The sequence below is a fragment of the Paraburkholderia unamae genome (genome assembly GCF_003096875.1).
Taxonomy (GTDB): Bacteria; Pseudomonadota; Gammaproteobacteria; order Burkholderiales; family Burkholderiaceae; genus Paraburkholderia; species Paraburkholderia unamae.
In genome coordinates, this window is sequence record NZ_QEOB01000002.1 from 548347 (window position 1) to 564486 (window position 16140).

At 67.0% G+C, this 16140-nt stretch carries 15 protein-coding genes; 11 read left to right on the top strand and 4 right to left on the bottom strand.

Annotated elements, in window-relative coordinates:
• Positions 1–56: 56 nt before the first annotated feature.
• Together C7402_RS06395 and C7402_RS06400 are read left to right on the top strand one after the other, a co-directional pair.
• The gene (locus C7402_RS06395; protein ID WP_116610092.1) at positions 57–1592 is read left to right on the top strand and encodes an RNA polymerase factor sigma-54; all 1536 of its coding nucleotides are present in this window, start codon (positions 57–59) and stop codon (positions 1590–1592) included.
• A gap of 157 nt (positions 1593–1749) precedes the next feature.
• Positions 1750–2391, top strand: coding sequence for a TetR/AcrR family transcriptional regulator (locus C7402_RS06400; protein ID WP_116610007.1), 642 nt, complete (start codon positions 1750–1752; stop codon positions 2389–2391).
• 15 nt (positions 2392–2406) lie between these two features.
• On the opposite strand, the gene C7402_RS06405 is transcribed toward C7402_RS06400, so the two are convergent.
• Positions 2407–3714: a cation:proton antiporter gene (locus C7402_RS06405; protein ID WP_116610008.1), complete on the bottom strand. Its 1308-nt coding sequence runs from the start codon at positions 3712–3714 to the stop codon at positions 2407–2409.
• A gap of 211 nt (positions 3715–3925) precedes the next feature.
• Positions 3926–4771: a DUF72 domain-containing protein gene (locus C7402_RS06410; protein ID WP_116610009.1), complete on the bottom strand. Its 846-nt coding sequence runs from the start codon at positions 4769–4771 to the stop codon at positions 3926–3928.
• A gap of 189 nt (positions 4772–4960) precedes the next feature.
• Here C7402_RS06410 and C7402_RS06415 point away from each other — a divergent pair, with 189 nt between their 5' ends.
• Positions 4961–5365 carry a transposase gene (locus tag C7402_RS06415; protein WP_165841798.1) on the top strand — a complete coding sequence of 135 codons (405 nt, stop codon included), beginning with the start codon at positions 4961–4963 and terminating at the stop codon, positions 5363–5365.
• Between the two features lie 55 nt (positions 5366–5420).
• Here C7402_RS06415 and C7402_RS06420 read toward each other — a convergent pair whose 3' ends face one another.
• Entirely contained in the window at positions 5421–7079 is a 1659-nt protein-coding gene (locus tag C7402_RS06420; RefSeq protein ID WP_116610010.1) for a bifunctional aminoglycoside phosphotransferase/ATP-binding protein, read from the bottom strand.
• A 207-nt stretch (positions 7080–7286) separates the two neighbouring features.
• Here C7402_RS06420 and C7402_RS06425 point away from each other — a divergent pair, with 207 nt between their 5' ends.
• Positions 7287–8258, top strand: coding sequence for an acetyltransferase (locus C7402_RS06425; protein ID WP_116610011.1), 972 nt, complete (start codon positions 7287–7289; stop codon positions 8256–8258).
• 89 nt (positions 8259–8347) lie between these two features.
• On the opposite strand, the gene C7402_RS06430 is transcribed toward C7402_RS06425, so the two are convergent.
• Entirely contained in the window at positions 8348–10783 is a 2436-nt protein-coding gene (locus C7402_RS06430) for a phosphoketolase family protein (protein ID WP_116610012.1), read from the bottom strand.
• 324 nt (positions 10784–11107) lie between these two features.
• On the opposite strand from C7402_RS06430, the gene C7402_RS06435 reads away from it, so the two are divergent.
• The 7 genes from C7402_RS06435 to C7402_RS46805 all read left to right on the top strand — a co-directional run bounded on the left by C7402_RS06435 (position 11108) and on the right by C7402_RS46805 (position 15991).
• A complete protein-coding gene (locus C7402_RS06435) occupies positions 11108–12103 on the top strand; it encodes a zinc-dependent alcohol dehydrogenase family protein (protein ID WP_116610013.1) in 996 nt (331 codons plus the stop codon).
• Between the two features lie 243 nt (positions 12104–12346).
• Positions 12347–12808: a universal stress protein gene (locus tag C7402_RS06440; RefSeq protein WP_116610014.1), complete on the top strand. Its 462-nt coding sequence runs from the start codon at positions 12347–12349 to the stop codon at positions 12806–12808.
• A gap of 523 nt (positions 12809–13331) precedes the next feature.
• Positions 13332–13868, top strand: a complete 537-nt coding sequence (locus C7402_RS06445; RefSeq protein WP_116610015.1) for a hypothetical protein — start codon at positions 13332–13334, stop codon at positions 13866–13868.
• A complete protein-coding gene (gene phbB / locus C7402_RS06450) occupies positions 13858–14604 on the top strand; it encodes an acetoacetyl-CoA reductase (protein ID WP_116610016.1) in 747 nt (248 codons plus the stop codon). The genes C7402_RS06445 and phbB overlap by 11 nt, the downstream gene beginning before the upstream one ends.
• Before the next feature lie 260 nt (positions 14605–14864).
• Positions 14865–15296, top strand: coding sequence for an Hsp20/alpha crystallin family protein (locus C7402_RS06455; RefSeq protein WP_112169143.1), 432 nt, complete (start codon positions 14865–14867; stop codon positions 15294–15296).
• Positions 15297–15447: 151 nt separating this feature from the next.
• Positions 15448–15660 carry a hypothetical protein gene (locus C7402_RS06460; protein WP_112169141.1) on the top strand — a complete coding sequence of 71 codons (213 nt, stop codon included), beginning with the start codon at positions 15448–15450 and terminating at the stop codon, positions 15658–15660.
• A gap of 169 nt (positions 15661–15829) precedes the next feature.
• Positions 15830–15991 carry a hypothetical protein gene (locus tag C7402_RS46805; protein WP_165841799.1) on the top strand — a complete coding sequence of 54 codons (162 nt, stop codon included), beginning with the start codon at positions 15830–15832 and terminating at the stop codon, positions 15989–15991.
• The last annotated feature ends 149 nt before the right edge of the window (positions 15992–16140 follow it).

Consider the following 16140-nt stretch of genomic DNA (forward strand, 5'->3'; position numbering starts at 1 on the left):
GGCATGGGTGTTGCATGAAGGGGCCCATCACTTCAATCAACACAAACGGGATCGCCATGCCTTCCATCGCGTTACACGCGCGCCAGCATCTGGCGCTCACGCCACGCCTTCAGCAGGCCGTGCGGCTGCTGCAACTGTCGTCGCTGGAATTCCAGCAGGAGTTGCGCGAGGCGCTCGATACGAATCCGTTCCTTGAGTACGTTCCGCCCGCCTCGGAAACCGGCGAGGCGGCCGAAGCCGCGGAAGGCGCGGCCGGCATTGGCGCCGCGGCTGCGGGCACGCCCGAAGTGCCCGCCATGGCGACGGAGGGCGCGGTCGATGGCGGCCTGGAAAGCGGCATGCCGCAGGACGCCGGCCCCTACGCCGAAAGCGATGCGAACTACAGCGATGCGCCCTATAGCGACGAAGGCGCCGGCTATACGGCCGAACTGCCGTCACCGGCCGCGCTGCGCTCGACGAGCTATCGTGGCGAGGACGGCGACTCCGACGCCTCCGACTGGGTGCGCGTACCGCTCACGCTGCGCGAGCAGTTGCACGAGACGCTGCGCCTCTCGCCGCTCGACGACCTGGACCGGATCGCGACGCAGGTGGTGATCGAGGCGCTCGACGACGACGGCTATCTGCGTCAGGACTTTGCCGATCTTGCCGAAGTCGATGGCGCGGGCGAAGGGCTCGACGAAGACCGTCTGCGCGTGGCCTTGCGCGTGGTGCAGACGCTCGATCGCCCGGGCATCGGCGCGCGTTCGCTCGCAGAATGTCTCTCGCTGCAACTGGACGCGATGCCTTCGGGCACGCCGCATCGCGAACTGGCCATGCAGATCGTTTCGCAGCATCTCGAACGCCTCGCGCGCCGCGAGCACGGCGAGCTTCAGCGCCAGCTCGGCTGCGACGCGGCCTCGCTACAGGCCGCCATTGCCCTCGTGCGCCGCCTCGATCCGAAGCCTGGCAACCACTACGGCCGCGCGGACGGCGGTTACGTTGTCCCGGACGTGATCGTGCGCCAGGTGCGCGGCAAGTGGGTCGTGAGCGTGAATCCGGCGATCGAGCCGCGCGCGCGCATCCACAAGCTCTATGCCGAGATGTTCGCGCGCTCGGACCAGACGAGCCGCTCGCCGCTCGCGCAGCAACTCCAGGAAGCGCGCTGGCTGATCCGCAACGCTCACAAGCGCTGCGAAACCATCCTGCGCGTGGGCGAGTGCATCGTCGCGCGCCAGAAGGCGTTCTTCCAGTACGGCGAAATCGCGTTACGGCCCATGTTGCTGCGCGACGTGGCCGACGAACTGGGCCTGCACGAATCCACCGTTTCGCGCGCGACCGGCAACAAGTACATGGCCACGCCGCGCGGCATTTTCGAGTTCAAGCGTTTCTTCCCGCGCGAGCTGGAAACGCGCACGGGCGGCACCTGCTCGGCGGCGGCGGTGCGCGCGCTCATCAAGGAGATGATCGACGCCGAAGATCCGCGCGACCCGCTTTCGGACGTCATCCTCACGCAGGAACTCGAAAAGCAGGGTGTGCAGGTGGCGCGCCGCACGGTCACGAAGTATCGGCAGATGATGAAGCTGCCAGCGGCTGAGATGCGCCGCCAGATTTGAAGTGCGGCTGCGTGCCGAAAGGCGGGGGGAGGTGTGCGGTGCGTTGACCGGCGTTACGTGACGTGCGGGCAGCGCGTCACGTAACGCGCGCCGCCCTGGCGCCGCTAGAATACGAGCCATTGCTCATATTCGACGCCCGCTTGCCCGATTGCCCGCCATGCCTTCAACCCGAACGACACGCGCAGCCCGCCGCCCGGCCGCGCTCGATGCGCGCAAGCAGCCCGTGCAGCGCCGCTCCGCCGCCACCGTCGAGGCGATCCTCGAAGCCGCCGCCCGCATTCTCGAAAGCGCGGGCCTTGGCGGTTACACCACGAACGCCATCGCGGCTCGCGCGGGCGTGAGCGTCGGCTCCCTCTATCAATACTTCCCGAACCGCGACGCGCTCACCGCCGCGCTGATCGAGCGCGAAAGCGCACCGCTGCTCGCCGAGGTCGAGGCGGCCGCCGCCGCTTCGAGTTGCGAGGCGGGGCTGCGCATGCTGATTCGCGCGGCGGTGGCGCATCAGATGCAGCGCCCGGAACTGGCGCGCCTGCTCGATTTCGAGGAACGCCGCCTGCCGCTGGGCGAGCGCGACGCACGCGTGAGTGAGCGGATTCATGCCACGCTCGTTCAGGTGTTCGGCCTTGCGGACGCGCCGCGACTGAGCGACCGGCCGACCGCGGCCTATGACGTGATCGCCATCGTGCGCGGCACGGTCGACGCGGCCGGCGAGCGCGGTGAGACCGATGCCGACGCGCTGGAGGCGCGCGTCACGCGTGCGGTGATCGGTTATCTATTGTGGACCGAGCACACCGGGTAGCGCCCGGGCCTGGCTTCACCGTTCGGGGTGCAGCGCCTCTTTCTCGGGCTGGCGCGCGATGCCGAGCCACCGCGAGACGCGTCCCAGCGTGAGGCCGTTGCAGAGCAGGTTCAGCAGCACGAAAGCGGCGGCCATGGTGGCGGCGAATGCGCGCGTATCGGCGGAAAGCGCTTCGTTGCGCGCAACGCAGATCGCGAGCGTGAGGGTGACGGGGCCGCGCACGCCGCCCCACGCAATCAACCACTGATGCGCGCGTGGCAGCGGCTCGCATATCCTGAAGCGGCTCAGAAGCGGCAGGCAGATAGTAAGGATGCCGAATCGGCTCAATATCGCGGCCACTAGCGCCAGGGCGAGCGGAAGGATTTCGCGCGCGTGGAGGTTGTCGAGCAGGCTGGGTACGCGGGCGGAGGCCAGCAGGAAAACGGCGGCTGAGGCAATGCCGGCCTGGTAGGACCATAGCTGGCGAAACAGGTCGAGGCTCGCGGCGGCACGCCGCGTTCGCATCAGCCGGTTGGCGGCGAGGCCCGCGCACACCACGGCGGCGACGCCGGAAACATGCAAGGCCTGTTCCGCGCAGGGATAGAGCAGGGTAGGCAGCGCGAGCGAGAGCGCGTACTCGGAAAACGGCAGGCTGCGCAGCGCGCTGGACACGCCGACGAACAACGCACCCGCGAGCGCGCCGAACGCGCAGCCGCCGACGAGCGAAACGAGGAAGGCCGCAAGCGGATGACCGTGCGCGGGCGCGCTGGACGGCGCGAGCACGAGCGCGCCGGTGAGCAGCGTGGAGATGGCGATGGCGGCGGCGTCGTTCAGAAGGCTTTCGCCTTCGATCAGGCGGATCAGCCGCTCGGGCGCGCCGCTGCTGCGAAAGAGCGCAATGACGGTGGAAGGATCCGTCGTACTGACGATGGCGCCGAGCAGCAGGCAGACGATCAGGCTCTCGCCGCTGCTCACCCACGTGGCGAACCCGACGCCCGCCGCGGCGGCCACGACCGCGCCGATCGCGAGCACGAGGATGGGCGCGAGATCGGCGAGAAAGCCGCGCGTGTCGACCTGCAAGGCCGCGTCGAAAAGAATGGGCGGCAGGAAGATCCAGAGATAGGCCTCCGGCGGCAGCGAGGGCGTCAGAAACGGCACGACGGTCGTGGTGGTGAAGCCCGGCGCGAAGTGCTGTAAAGCGAGATAGCCGAAGCCGCATAACACGCCCGCGCCGGTCAGGCCGAACGAATCGGAGAGGCGGAATCGCTGTGTGAGCGCGTGGCAGAGCGAAATGACGAGCAGCAAGACGCCGGCTCGGATGGTGAACTCGATTGCGGTTTGCAAAGACTGGAAACTCCGTGGTGCGGCGCTGTGAGTATCTCGCTGCGTTGCACCATTCCCAATTGATGTACATCAAGGTTTGGCTGATGGTGCAAAGACCACGTCATTACCGCCTTTTACGTACCGGATGAGCGGCGGAACCGACCCCGAAACGGCATTCGCGCGGGGCGCGAGCGCGTTTTTTCGGGGCGCGAAGATTGAATGCGCGCGGCGGCTAGCGGTTCGCTTGCGAAGCCGCGTCGAGGCGTTCGATCAGCGCCATCGCCGCGGCGGGATTGCGCTCCTTGAAGCCGCTGATGACGTAGAGAAAAACGTCGCGTCCCGTTTTCGTGGCGAGCGGTTTTGCGTAGGTGTTGAGGTCGTCGGGCGTGTCGCCGTGTGCCCAGGCGAGTGCCCGGGTGACCCATCGCTCCAGCTCGGCGGAAGTGTAGCCCTGCGGGTGATCCTGCTCCGTCCCCATGATGCGCGCGTAGACGAACGGCGCGCTCGCATCGGCGATCTGCGGGTAGGCGGAATCGCCGGAGACGACGATGGCGGCTTTTCGCTCGCGCGCGAGCGCCACGAAATCCGGCGTACAGAAGCTCTCGTCGCGCACTTCGAGCGCGTGGCGCAGCGGGCGGCCTTCGGCTTGATCGGGGAGCAGGTCGAGGAATCGTGCGTAGTCCTCGGGATCGAAGCGCTTGCCCGGCGTGAGTTGCCAGTTGATGGGGCCGAGCTTGTCGCGCAGGTTCAGCACGCCGCCGCCCAGAAAGCGCTCGATTGTCGCACCGGCTTCGGCCAGCACGCGCCGGTTCATCGCAAAGCGCGGAGCCTTCAGCGAGAACACGAAATCGTCGGGGGTTTCGTCGTGCCAGCGCGTGAAGCTCTCGGGGCGCTGCGCGCCGTAGTACGTACTGTTGATTTCGAGTGTGGAGAGATGGCGGCTCGCGTATTCCAGTTCGCGGCGTTGCGCGAGCCCTTCGGGGTAGAACGCGCCGCCGCGCCAGGGCGCATAGATCCAGCCGCCTACGCCGACGCGAATTCGCCCGCGCCGGGCTTTCGATCTGGGAGTGGCCGTCATCGGGAATCCGTCATCGTTGCCGGGATGGCGCAGTGTAGCGCAACGTTCCGCGTGCACGCGTACGGCTCACCCGGCCGGCGCGCGCGTGTCGCGACCGCCGGGCCATTTTAGGCATAGTCCGATATTTTCTTGCGGGTTGTGAGGCTAATTTAGTCATGTTGTGTCAGATAACCTCACATGGATCATCAGATGTCTTCCCGTATATCTCCGGAGCTGACCGATGCGCAGTGGCGCAGCATCGAGCCAATGTTTCACGAAGTCCGCGTCGATGGTCGCCGCCGCGGGCGCCCCGCGCATAATCCCCGCCTCGTTTTCGCCGGCATTCTTTGGGTGCTGGCGACCGGCTCGGTCTGGTCGAAGTTGCCCGAGTCCTATCCCGATTTCCGGACGTGTCACCGCCGCTTCAAGCTGTGGTTCGACGCCGGTCTCGTCCATCACGCCATGGAGCGCCTGTATGGCGAGGACGGGATCGCGCTGTGCACGGCAATGGCCTCGCGCATGCAGCCCTGGCGCGCGCCGGCCGGCCGCAAGCCGCGCTTTCCGGTGGCGTCCACGCTGCGCTGGCCGCTCGTGCGGCCGTTCGCGGAGCGGTGAGCCCGCCGGGTGTGCGAACTCGGCGCGGGCGGCGGATCATGAGTCCGCTGCCGCGTCAAATCTCGCCATTCTCGGCGCGCATTCGCTCGAATAGCGGCGCCCACCACTGCGCGTGCGAGAAGGCCTCGATCGGAACATCGGTGTCGAGGTCGACGGTATGCAGGCGCTCTTGCGCATCGAGCGCGTCGGCCTGGGAGACTTGTGCGGCCAGCACGTCGGCGCCCGCGTCGGAGGCGTCGCGCGGTCCGCGCGCGCGGGCATCCACTCGTTCGGCCAGGCGTGCCTGCGGCGCGTGGAAATTCAGGATCAGCATGGGCCGGTTCAACTCGCGCGCAAGCGCCGCGAAGCGCGCACGATGCGCGGCCTTCAAAAACGTCGCATCGACCAGCGTGGTATAGCCCGCATTCAATACGTCTCGCACATGCGCGACCAGGCGGTCGTAGTGGGCATCGACCGAGGCCTTCGTGTAGGCGCTTGCAGGCAGGGCGTCGAGCATGGGCGCGGCGAACGGTCCCGGGCGCTTGCGTTCGAGATCGCTCGAAACGCGCACGACTTCGCATCGCTCGGCTAACGAGCGGCTCGCGACGGACTTTCCCGAACCTGAAAACCCGTGACACAGCAGCAGCCACGGCGTGTGTTCGCGTATCGCGCGCGCCTCGTTGGCCGCCAGCGCCAGGTAGCGCGAGTATTTGCCTTCGCGCCTGTTCTCTTCCTCGCGTTCTGGCCGGCCCGCCTTGAGCAGTGCCACCAGGGCCCTCACCAGTGCGCGATAAACGATATCGATCCGCAGCGCCGCGAGCCCCGCAAAATCGCCTGTCGATTCGAGGTAGCGGTTGAGCAGCCGGTGCGCGTGCGCCGTGTGATCGTGCGCGCGCAGGTCCATCAGCAGGAAGGCGAGATCGCAGGTCACGTCGATCCATCGCAGTTCGTCGCTGAACTCGATGCAGTCGAACATCAGCGCATGCCGCCCGTGGCGGACGATGTTGTCGAGATGCAGGTCGCCGTGGCAGGCGCGCACGAAGCCGTTCGCACGGCGCGCGTCGAGGTGCGCCGCAAGTCTTGCGAGTTCGCTTTCGCAGGTGGCGCGCAACCCGGCGTCGCGCACGACGCGTGCCGTGCGTGGGTCTGTTTCGAGCGGCGCGAGGGCCGCGAGCACCTGTTCGCGCAGCAGCGCCGCCGAACCGAGGCGTGCGGCGGCCGCCCGCGCTCCGCGCCCGGCGCGGCGAGCATGCCGATGGCTTTCGGCAAGCTTCGATGCGGCCGCATCGATATCGCCCGCGCTCAATTCACCTTGCGCGAGCAAGTTGGAGAACAACATGCGCTGGTCGAAGCGCCGCATGCGCACCGCGTAGTCAATCGCCTTTGCGTTGCCGCGCCCGAGCCGGCACCGCCTCCCGTCTATAAACAGTGCGCACACGTTGCGATAAATCGCACCCGCGAACGGCGCATTCAGACGAATCTCAGCTTCGCAGCAACGACGTCGCGCGTCGAGCCGCACGAAATCGACGAAGCCGAAATCCACGGGCTTCATGATCTTGTAGGCGTACCTCCCGGCGAGATACACCACGGAAATGTGCGTCTCGATGCGCACGACATGCCCGGCCGGATGAGCGTAGGTCGAGGCGCGCGTGAGGGCGGCGTCCACGAGGCGGACATGGCGGCGCGCGGCGCGCCGACGGTTGAGAACATGACGGGAGAGTGGGGTATCGGACATCGGTGTCGAAGGCGTGGGAGTCCTGGGACGGTGGGGCAGCGGCGTCGTGTGCGAACCCACGCGCGGGTGGGCGCACACGAGCGGTTGTGCGGCATGGGGCCGGGTTGATCGAAACGGCCTGCGCCTCCATCGGCATATTGCACCTTTTGTGCAATCCGGCGAGGCTGCGCGATACTGTCAAGCTCAACCCAATGGAAATTCGGAGACATGGCGCATTTCGACGTATTCAATGGCGACGCGGACGGCATCTGCGCGCTCCACCAACTGCGGCTCGCAAGGCCGCGCGAAGCGACGCTCATCACCGGGGCCAAGCGCGATATCGCGCTGGTCGCGCGCGTGCCGGCCGAACCCGGCGACTCCCTCACGGTGCTCGACATCTCGTTCGAGGTGAATCGCACGGCGCTCGCCGCGCTGCTCGCCAAGGGCGTCGCGGTCGAATATTTCGACCATCATCACGCGGGCGACCTGCCTGTGTGCACGAATCTCATTGCGCATATCGACACCACGGCGCAGGTCTGCACGAGCGTGCTCGTCGACCGGCACCTGGCCGGCCGCTACCGGCCTTGGGCGATCGCCGCCGCCTGGGGCGACAACCTGCCCGATACGGCGCGCGCGCTCGCGCAGCAGGCCGGGCTCGACGCGGCGCAGGCCGACCCGCTTCGCGAGCTGGGCGAGTCGATCAACTACAACGCTTATGGCGACTGCGTCGAAGACCTCGTGATCGCGCCGCTCGACCTGTACGCGACGATGAAACCCTATGAGAGCCCGTTCGACTTTATCGCCTCGGAGCCCATCGTCGCGCAGCTTGCCCGCTGCCGTCACGAAGACCTCGAACTGGCCCAGGCCATCGCGCCGCTCATCGCCTTGCAGTACGGCAGTGTGTGCGTGCTGCCCGACGAGCCGTGGGCGCGCCGCGTGCGCGGCGTGTTCGCCAACGTGCTTGCCAACGAGGAGCCTTCGCGCGCGCACGCCGTGCTGAGCGTGAACGCCGACGGCAACTATGCCGTGAGCGTGCGCGCGCCGCTCGCGCAGCCGCGCGGCGCCGACGAAGTCTGCCGCGCTTTTCCCGGCGGTAACGGCCGCGTGGGCGCGGCGGGCATCGACTGCCTCGACTCGAAGCGGCTCGACGCGTTCGTTACGGCGTTCGCGCGCGTGTTCGGACGCTCCAAGCCGGCCTGACCCGCGGCACGCGGTCGCCGGGCGGCCCAAAGTCGCGTCAAGCCGGTCAAGCGAGTTAAGCCCGTTAAGCCAGGTCAAGTGAGGCTAGGTCAAGCGACCCCGCTGCCGCCTTGCGCGCTGTGCGCGCCGGGCCAGCGCCAGTTGCGGATCTCCGGCATGTCGTCGCCGTGCTCGTCCACGTAGCGGCGGTGCGCGGCCAGCTTGTCGTGCAGCGTCTGGCGCAGGTGCGCCGCCCGTTGCGCGAGCCCTTCCACGCGGTCGATCACGGCCTCGCACAGGTGAAAGCGATCGAGCCGGTTCACCACCGTCATGTCGAACGGCGTGGTCGTCGTGCCTTCCTCGATGAAGCCGTGCACATGGATGTTCGCGTGGTTCGCGCGCCGGTAGGTGAGCCGGTGGATCAGCGACGGGTAGCTGTGGTGCGCGAAGATCACCGGCTTGTCGGTCGTGAAGAGTGCGTTGAAGTCGGCGTCCGGCAGGCCGTGCGGATGGCGGTCGGCAGGCTCCAGCGTCATCAGGTCCACCACGTTCACCACGCGCACCTTCAGGTCGGGCAGGCAGGTGCGCAGCAGGTCCACGGCCGCGAGCGTTTCCAGCGTCGGCACGTCGCCGGCGCAGGCCATCACCACGTCGGGCTCGCCGCCGTCGTCGTTGCTCGCCCATTGCCAGATGCCGATGCCGTCCGCGCAATGGCGGATAGCCGCGTCCATGTCGAGCCATTGCGCCTGCGGCTGCTTGCCCGCCACGATGATGTTGATGCGGTTCCATGTGCGCATCACGTGGTCGGTGACGGCCAGCAGCGTGTTGGCGTCGGGCGGCAGGTACACGCGCACGGTGTCCGACTTCTTGTTCACCGCATAGTCGATGAAGCCCGGGTCCTGGTGGCTGAAGCCGTTATGGTCCTGACGCCACACGTGCGAGGTGAGCAGGTAGTTGAGCGAGGGGAGCGGGCGCCGCCACGGAATCTCGCGAATCACCTTCAGCCACTTCGCGTGCTGGTTGAACATCGAGTCGATGATATGGATGAACGCTTCGTAGCACGACATGAAGCCGTGCCGGCCCGTGAGCAGATAGCCTTCCAGCCAGCCCTGGCAGGTGTGCTCGGACAGGATTTCCATCACACGGCCGTTGGTGGCGAGCTGGATGTCGTCGGGCGTCACCTCCGCGAGCCAGGTGCGCGACGTCACGTCGAACACGTCGCTCCAGCGGTTCGAGGCCGTTTCGTCCGGTCCGAAGATGCGGAAGTTGCGCGTGGGCTCGTTCACGCGCATCACCTCACGCAGAAACGCGCCCATCACGCGCGTGGCTTCGGCGTCCACCTGGCCCGGTGCGGGCACGTCCACGGCGTGGCGCTCGAACGCGGGCACGCGCAGCTCGCGCACGCGCCCGCCGCCGTTCGAGCGAGGGTTGGCGCTCATGCGCTTTTCGCCTTGCGGCGCGAGCGCGGCGATGTCGGGAAGGAGGCGGCCCTGCGCGTCGAATAGCTCCTCGGGCTTGTAGCTGCGCATCCAGCTTTCGAGCTGCGCCAGATGGCCCGGTTTGGCGATATTGGCGAGCGGCACCTGGTGCGAGCGCCACGAACCTTCGGTCTTCTGGCCATCGACCGTCTTCGGGCCGGTCCAGCCCTTCGGCGTGCGCATCACGATCATTGGCCAGCGCGGGCGCGGGTAACCGGGCGGCAGGTTGCCCTGCTCGTCGGCGAGTTCGCGCGCGGCCTTCTGGATGCGCGCGATTTGGTCGAACGCCGTGTCGAATGCGGCGGCCATTAGCCGATGGGCCACTTCGGGTGCTTCCGCTTCCACGAAGATGGGCTCGTGGCCGTAACCCTTCATGAGCGAGGCGAGCTCGTCGTCGCCGATGCGCGCGAGCACCGTCGGCCCCGCGATCTTGAAGCCGTTCAGATGGAGGATGGGCAGCACGGCGCCGTCGGTGGCCGGATTGAGAAATTTGTTGGAGTGCCAGGCCGTGGCGAGCGGGCCGGTTTCGGCCTCGCCGTCGCCGACCACGCAGGCGACGATCAGGTCCGGGTTGTCGAACACCGCGCCATAGGAGTGCGAGAGCGAGTACCCAAGCTCGCCGCCTTCGTGAATCGAGCCCGGCGTTTGCGGCGCGACGTGGCTTGGAATCCCGCCCGGAAAGCTGAACTGCTTGAAGAGCGCGGCCATGCCTTCTTCGTCTTGCGGCACGTTGGGCCAGGTCTCGCTGTAGGTGCCTTCGAGCCAGGTGTTCGCGACCACGGCCGGCCCGCCGTGACCTGGCCCGGCGAGAAACAGCACGTCGAGATCGCGCTCGTTGATGATGCGGTTCAGGTGCGTGTAGAGGAAATTGAGGCCCGGCGTGGTGCCCCAATGGCCGAGCAGGCGCGGCTTGACGTGCGTGAGCTGGAGCGGTTCGCGCAGCAGCGGATTGGCGAGCAGGTAGATCTGGCCCACCGAGACGTAGTTCGCCGCGCGCCACCAGGCGTCCATGCGGCGCAGCAGGTCGTCGGAGAGCGGCGGGTGGGCGGGGGTGTCGGTTGCATTCATGCAGGGGCTCCGGTTGCGCGGCGGCGGAAGGCGGACCGAGGCGCAGATGCGCGGGGTGCGGCAGGGCGCACCTGGCGTGCGCGCCGAACGAGGCGAGCGTGGCGCGGACAAGCGCGCGAAGCGCCTCGCGGCGGGGCCTCGTGGTCCAGAGGGAATCGTCTTATGTTGCCACGATCGCGCGGCGCGCCACGCGAGGATGTCCCGCGGCGGCGCGTCGCAGGGTGCGCGCCGGCAATTCAGCGGGCGACGCAGCGGCCGACCGCGTAACATGATTAATGACAGCCGACGCGGCGTGTGGGCTGCATTCATGCGAGGAGCGAAGCGATGCGGGCGATGGTGTTCGACGGCGAAAATCCACGGCTGCGTGAAGTCGAGTTGCCCGATCCGCAGCCGGGCGCGGGCGAGTTGCTGATCGACGTCCATGCCTGCGGCGTCTGCCGAACCGACCTCCACGTAGTCGATGGCGATCTCACGCACCCGAAGAAGCCCGTGATTCCAGGGCACGAGATCGTCGGCACGGTTGCGGCGCTCGGCGCGGGCGTGACTGGTTTCGCACCGGGCGACCGCGTGGGCGTGCCCTGGCTCGGTCACACATGCGGCCACTGCCGCTTCTGCGCGAACGGGCGCGAGAATCTCTGCGACACGCCCGGCTTCACCGGCTATACGATCGACGGCGGCTACGCCACGCGCACCGTCGCCGACGCGCACTATTGCTTTCATCTGCCGCGCCAGTACAGCGATGTCGAGGCCGCGCCGCTGCTCTGCGCGGGGCTCATCGGCTATCGGTCGCTTGCGATGGCAGGCGATGCGAAGCGCATCGGTATTTACGGCTTCGGCGCGGCCGCGCATATCGTCGCGCAGGTCGCGCAGGTCGCGCGGCACGAAGGGCGCACGGTCTACGCGTTCACGCGACCCGGCGATACGGCGGCGCAGCAATTTGCGCGGCGCCTGGGCGCGGAATGGGCCGGTGGCAGCGACGAGCGCGCACCCGAGGAACTCGACGCCGCACTCCTGTTCGCGCCGGTCGGCGCGCTCGTGCCCGCGGCGCTGCGTGCGCTGACCAAGGGCGGCATCGTCGTGTGCGGCGGCATCCACATGAGCGATATTCCGTCGTTTCCGTATGCCTGGCTGTGGGAGGAGCGGCGCATTGTTTCCGTGGCAAACCTCACGCGCGAGGACGGTGCGACGTTCATGGCGATCGCCGCGCGCCACAAGCTGGAAATCGAGACCACGCCGTATCCGCTTGCGCGCGCGAACGAGGCGCTCGCCGATCTGCGCGAAGGGCGGCTCACGGGCGCGGCGGTGTTGACGATGCGTTGAGCGCGCCCGTGTTCCGACGATGACGTCGATGGCGTTGATGATGGCGCGGCGGTGACAACGGGTCGCACTCGCGAAGGTGCGCATCGGTACCCAAATGCGATACAAGGATTTTGACACTACGTGCGCCGCCGGAAACGCGGTGCACGACACGCAACGGCCGGCAGGCCGACGCGCGCCACGCTCACAAGGCCCGGTGCGCGCAGGCCGTGCCGCGCACCATGGGCGACGCCCGGGAGGTCCACGATGTACAAGCAGATTCTGGTAGCGGTGGATGGCAGCCGCAGCGGCCGCCGCGCGCTGGACGAGGCCGTGAAGATTGCGAAGGCGACCGGGGCCGCGGTCGAGGCGCTGTGCGTCGTGCGGCATCCGGCGCGGCTCGTGGACGTGAGCACGGGTTTCGCCGAGGAACAGGCGCGCCACTCGGCGGAAAACGACGCCGCGACCGCGGCGCTGGAAGAAGCCAGAACGGTGTTCGCGCAGGCTCAGGTGACGGGCTCCACGCGCGCCGCCGACGCGAACGGAGAGGAAATTGCCTCCGTCATTTCGCGCATCGCCGCCGAGGAAGGTGCGGATCTCGTTGTGATGGGCACGCGCGGCCACTCGGGCATGAAGCGGCTGCTGCTCGGCAGCGTGGCGGAGTCGTTCCTGCGCATGGCGGACCGTCCGGTCATGCTGGTGCGCGAAGAAGAGGTGCCGGCCGCCTGATCCGGGCCGCCGGTTTCACCGGCCGGGCGGCCTTGAGCTCGCGCTCGGCCGCAGTGCGCGCAGCGTGGTGGTTCGCATCGTGGGCAGTGCGCGGGTGCGCCAGCCTGCGCGCCGCGCTGCGCCGTCACATTTCCCTGCGCTTTTTCCGCCGGTCCCTGCCTGCGCGGCGTTCCGTCGCGAAATACTCGCAAAATTCCCGCCAATAGTGAGCCACCGCGCATCAACTATCTTGATTTGTGACGTTGATCGAGCGGTGGCCTCGCGATTCGTCACGCGAGAGTCCTTCTTCCTGCCTATGATGTTGGCTTGAGCCGACTGTCTTGCGGACGCGCCGCACTCCGAAGCAATCCATCCACCATCGTCGCGCCTGAAGCGCAGCGTTCGTTTCTTTCGCGCGCCGCTGCCTGCGTCCGTCGCGGCCCCCGGCTGCCGCAACCGCCACGATTGCCGCACTCGCTGCACTGCTTGCAAAGCGCACCCGGCTGCGCGCCGGGCTCCCGCCATCACATGGAGGAGATTGACCATGGTTACCGCATCCCAACCCAAAGCGCCGTTCGATGCCTGGCGCGCCAACACGTCGGCCTCGCTGCGCCTGGTTGCCGGGCAACAGCAATGGCGCGAACGCCTGTTGAAGCTGGAGCAGCGCCGCCTCGAACGCGACCGCGAGGCGCTGGAGGGCGTGCTCGAATCGCTGCGCACCGCGCACGACTGGAGCGATTTCGCGCTCGCCACGCAATCGGTCTGGCGCGACTATTTCGCCGCGAGCACGGCGCTCTGGCAGGAGAGTGTCGCAGGCGCGTTGCAGGACGCGGGCACGTGGTCCGAAACGGCGCGCGGTTTCGCGCAGCAGTGGCAGGACGCCTGCACGGGCGCGCAGGCGGGGGCGTCGAGCGCGGCCGGCGCGCTGCCGATGCGCGAGTGGATGAACGCCTTCGAGCGCGCGATGACCGGCGCCACGAACGGCGCGGCCGGTCCGGCTGCCGCTTCTGCCAACGCGCCGGGCGCACGCACGAGCCGTGCCCAGGGCGCGAGCGAAAGCGGAGGCCCGCATGGCCACTAAACGGGTTGCCTTCGTGACGGGCGGCATGGGCGGGCTGGGCGAGGCGATCAGCCGGCGGTTGCATGACGCGGGCATGACCGTCGCGGTTTCGTGCTCGTCGGCGAGCGCACGCGCCGACGCCTGGCTTGCCGGTGAGCGCGCGGCAGGCCGCCACTTCGAATGCCATGAGATGAACGTCGCCGATTTCGAGGCATGCACGCGCGCGGCGCAGCAAGCGCTTCATGAATTGGGCCAGGTGGACGTGCTCATCAACAACGCGGGCATCACCTGCGACCGCAGCTTCGTGAAGATGGCGAAGGCCGACTGGGACACCGTGATGCGCACCGACCTCGACGCGCTTTTCAACGTCACGAAACCGTTTCTGCCCGGCATGCTCGAGCGCGGCTTCGGGCGCGTCATCAATATCGGCTCGGTGAACGGCTCGCGCGGCGCGTATGGACAAACCAACTATGCGGCGGCAAAAGCCGGCATGCATGGTTTCACGAAGGCGCTCGCACTGGAAGTGGCGAAGAAGGGCGTGACGGTGAACACGGTGTCGCCCGGCTATCTCGCTACGCAGATGGTGGAGGCCGTGCCGAAGGACGTGCTGGAAACGCGCATCCTGCCGCAGATTCCCATGGGCCGCCTCGGGCAGCCCGACGAGGTGGCGGCGCTCGTGGCGTTCCTCTGCTCGGATGAGGCGGCGTTCATCACCGGCGCCGACATCGCGATCAACGGCGGGATGCATATGCAGTGACGCAACGCCCGCACGCGAATTTTTTCACACATGGCGAAAAAGGGCCTTGCAAACGTGCCGGACGCCTACATGTTGGAACGGTGAGCGGCATCGGCCGCGCCGCGCGAGCGGTGCGCTTCGTTGCCGACGATTCGCTATCGGCTGACCCGGCCGCGTAAGTATGCGCGGCAATAGCTGGGAATAGCTGATGGTTTATTCAGGAGTCCGTTGCATTTGTTCAATGCGCGGACACGGCAATCGTTCAGTCCATGGAGGCATCAATGAGCAATATCTCGCGTCACGATCCGTTTTCGCTGGAAGGTGTGCCCGATCTGTTTCAAGGGCTGTTTCGGCCGTTGCGCACGACGGGCGGCGTGGAAGGTCAGGCGGCCGGCATTCGCATCGACGTGACCGAAGACGAGGCGGGTTACACGGTGAAGGCCGAAATGCCCGGCGTCGAGAAAGACGCGATCGACGTGAAGATCGACGGCAATCTCGTGTCGATCGCGGCGAAGGTCGAGCGCGGCGCCGAACTGAAGGAAGGCGAGCGCGTGGTGCGTCGCGAGCGCTATACGGGCAGCGTGAGCCGCGCGTTCACGCTAGGCGCGGAAATCGACGATGAAAAGGCGGGCGCGCAGTACAAGGACGGCGTGCTGACGCTCGTGCTGCCGAGAAAGATCGCGAGCGCCCGTAAGCGACTCGAAATCAACTAAGTATCGATTGAGGGATCGGGCGACGGCGCGCGGGTGGCTCCTCGCGCCGTCGTCGGCGGGCTCGTAACACGGGGAAACAAGACTGTAGCGAAACTGTACGATTGGATCGCTATGCTGTGGAGCAATGTGAGTTCAGGACTGGAGAGACCCGATGCTCAGCCACCACGAACTGGCGACCTTGCTACTGATCCGTGACGCGAACGCGCCCATACAGTCGTTCGATTCCGACTTTCTGGCACTAAAGCGCTATCGCCTGGTAGAGATGGACGAAGGAGGAGGCGACCCCACCTTGCGGCTGACCATGCGCGGCCGTGAGTTGTTGCGCCGTCTCACGAACGACGAAGGCGACGACCGGAGCGAATGAGCGCGCAAGCTCAACGGGAAAGAGGCCAGACTGTTGCGCCTCCAACGATGTCAAGAGCGTTTCATCGCGCGCTACGCCCGTTACATCCGTGTAATACGGCACGTTGCACTCTGCGGTACAGTGCTGGCTTTTCGTTTCATCCCACGCTGTTTTACGCAAGAGTCGACCTATGAACGCCGTTATCAAGCCTGCTGCCCGCCTGTTGGCCCTCATTTCCTGCGCCGCGATGTTCGCACCGCTCGCCGCCGTTGCCGCGCCGTATCATCACGAGGTGTGCCACGTCGAGCACGTTCATCATCACGAGCAGCGCGTGTGCCACCACGTGCGCTGACGCGCGACATTGTGTTGAATGAATGACGCCGCACTTCGATGCGGCGTTTTATTTTTGGATATTAATGAGGAATGCGAATGAAGTGGGCAATATCTTCCGCATCCCGCCCTTGTAATGGACTGAAAGAAGCGCATTACACAAGTCATATT

What these genes read in the sequence shown, in the direction of transcription:
- C7402_RS06395 (WP_116610092.1), top strand. Translation starts at nt 57, where the DNA reads ATGCCTTCCATCGCGTTACACGCGCGCCAGCATCTGGCGCTCACGCCA.
- C7402_RS06400 (WP_116610007.1), top strand. Translation starts at nt 1,750, where the DNA reads ATGCCTTCAACCCGAACGACACGCGCAGCCCGCCGCCCGGCCGCGCTC.
- C7402_RS06410 (WP_116610009.1), bottom strand. Translation starts at nt 4,771, where the DNA reads ATGACGGCCACTCCCAGATCGAAAGCCCGGCGCGGGCGAATTCGCGTC.
- C7402_RS06415 (WP_165841798.1), top strand. Translation starts at nt 4,961, where the DNA reads ATGTCTTCCCGTATATCTCCGGAGCTGACCGATGCGCAGTGGCGCAGC.
- C7402_RS06420 (WP_116610010.1), bottom strand. Translation starts at nt 7,079, where the DNA reads ATGTCCGATACCCCACTCTCCCGTCATGTTCTCAACCGTCGGCGCGCC.
- C7402_RS06425 (WP_116610011.1), top strand. Translation starts at nt 7,287, where the DNA reads ATGGCGCATTTCGACGTATTCAATGGCGACGCGGACGGCATCTGCGCG.
- C7402_RS06430 (WP_116610012.1), bottom strand. Translation starts at nt 10,783, where the DNA reads ATGAATGCAACCGACACCCCCGCCCACCCGCCGCTCTCCGACGACCTG.
- C7402_RS06435 (WP_116610013.1), top strand. Translation starts at nt 11,108, where the DNA reads ATGCGGGCGATGGTGTTCGACGGCGAAAATCCACGGCTGCGTGAAGTC.
- C7402_RS06440 (WP_116610014.1), top strand. Translation starts at nt 12,347, where the DNA reads ATGTACAAGCAGATTCTGGTAGCGGTGGATGGCAGCCGCAGCGGCCGC.
- C7402_RS06445 (WP_116610015.1), top strand. Translation starts at nt 13,332, where the DNA reads ATGGTTACCGCATCCCAACCCAAAGCGCCGTTCGATGCCTGGCGCGCC.
- phbB (WP_116610016.1), top strand. Translation starts at nt 13,858, where the DNA reads ATGGCCACTAAACGGGTTGCCTTCGTGACGGGCGGCATGGGCGGGCTG.
- C7402_RS06455 (WP_112169143.1), top strand. Translation starts at nt 14,865, where the DNA reads ATGAGCAATATCTCGCGTCACGATCCGTTTTCGCTGGAAGGTGTGCCC.
- C7402_RS06460 (WP_112169141.1), top strand. Translation starts at nt 15,448, where the DNA reads ATGCTCAGCCACCACGAACTGGCGACCTTGCTACTGATCCGTGACGCG.
- C7402_RS46805 (WP_165841799.1), top strand. Translation starts at nt 15,830, where the DNA reads ATGAACGCCGTTATCAAGCCTGCTGCCCGCCTGTTGGCCCTCATTTCC.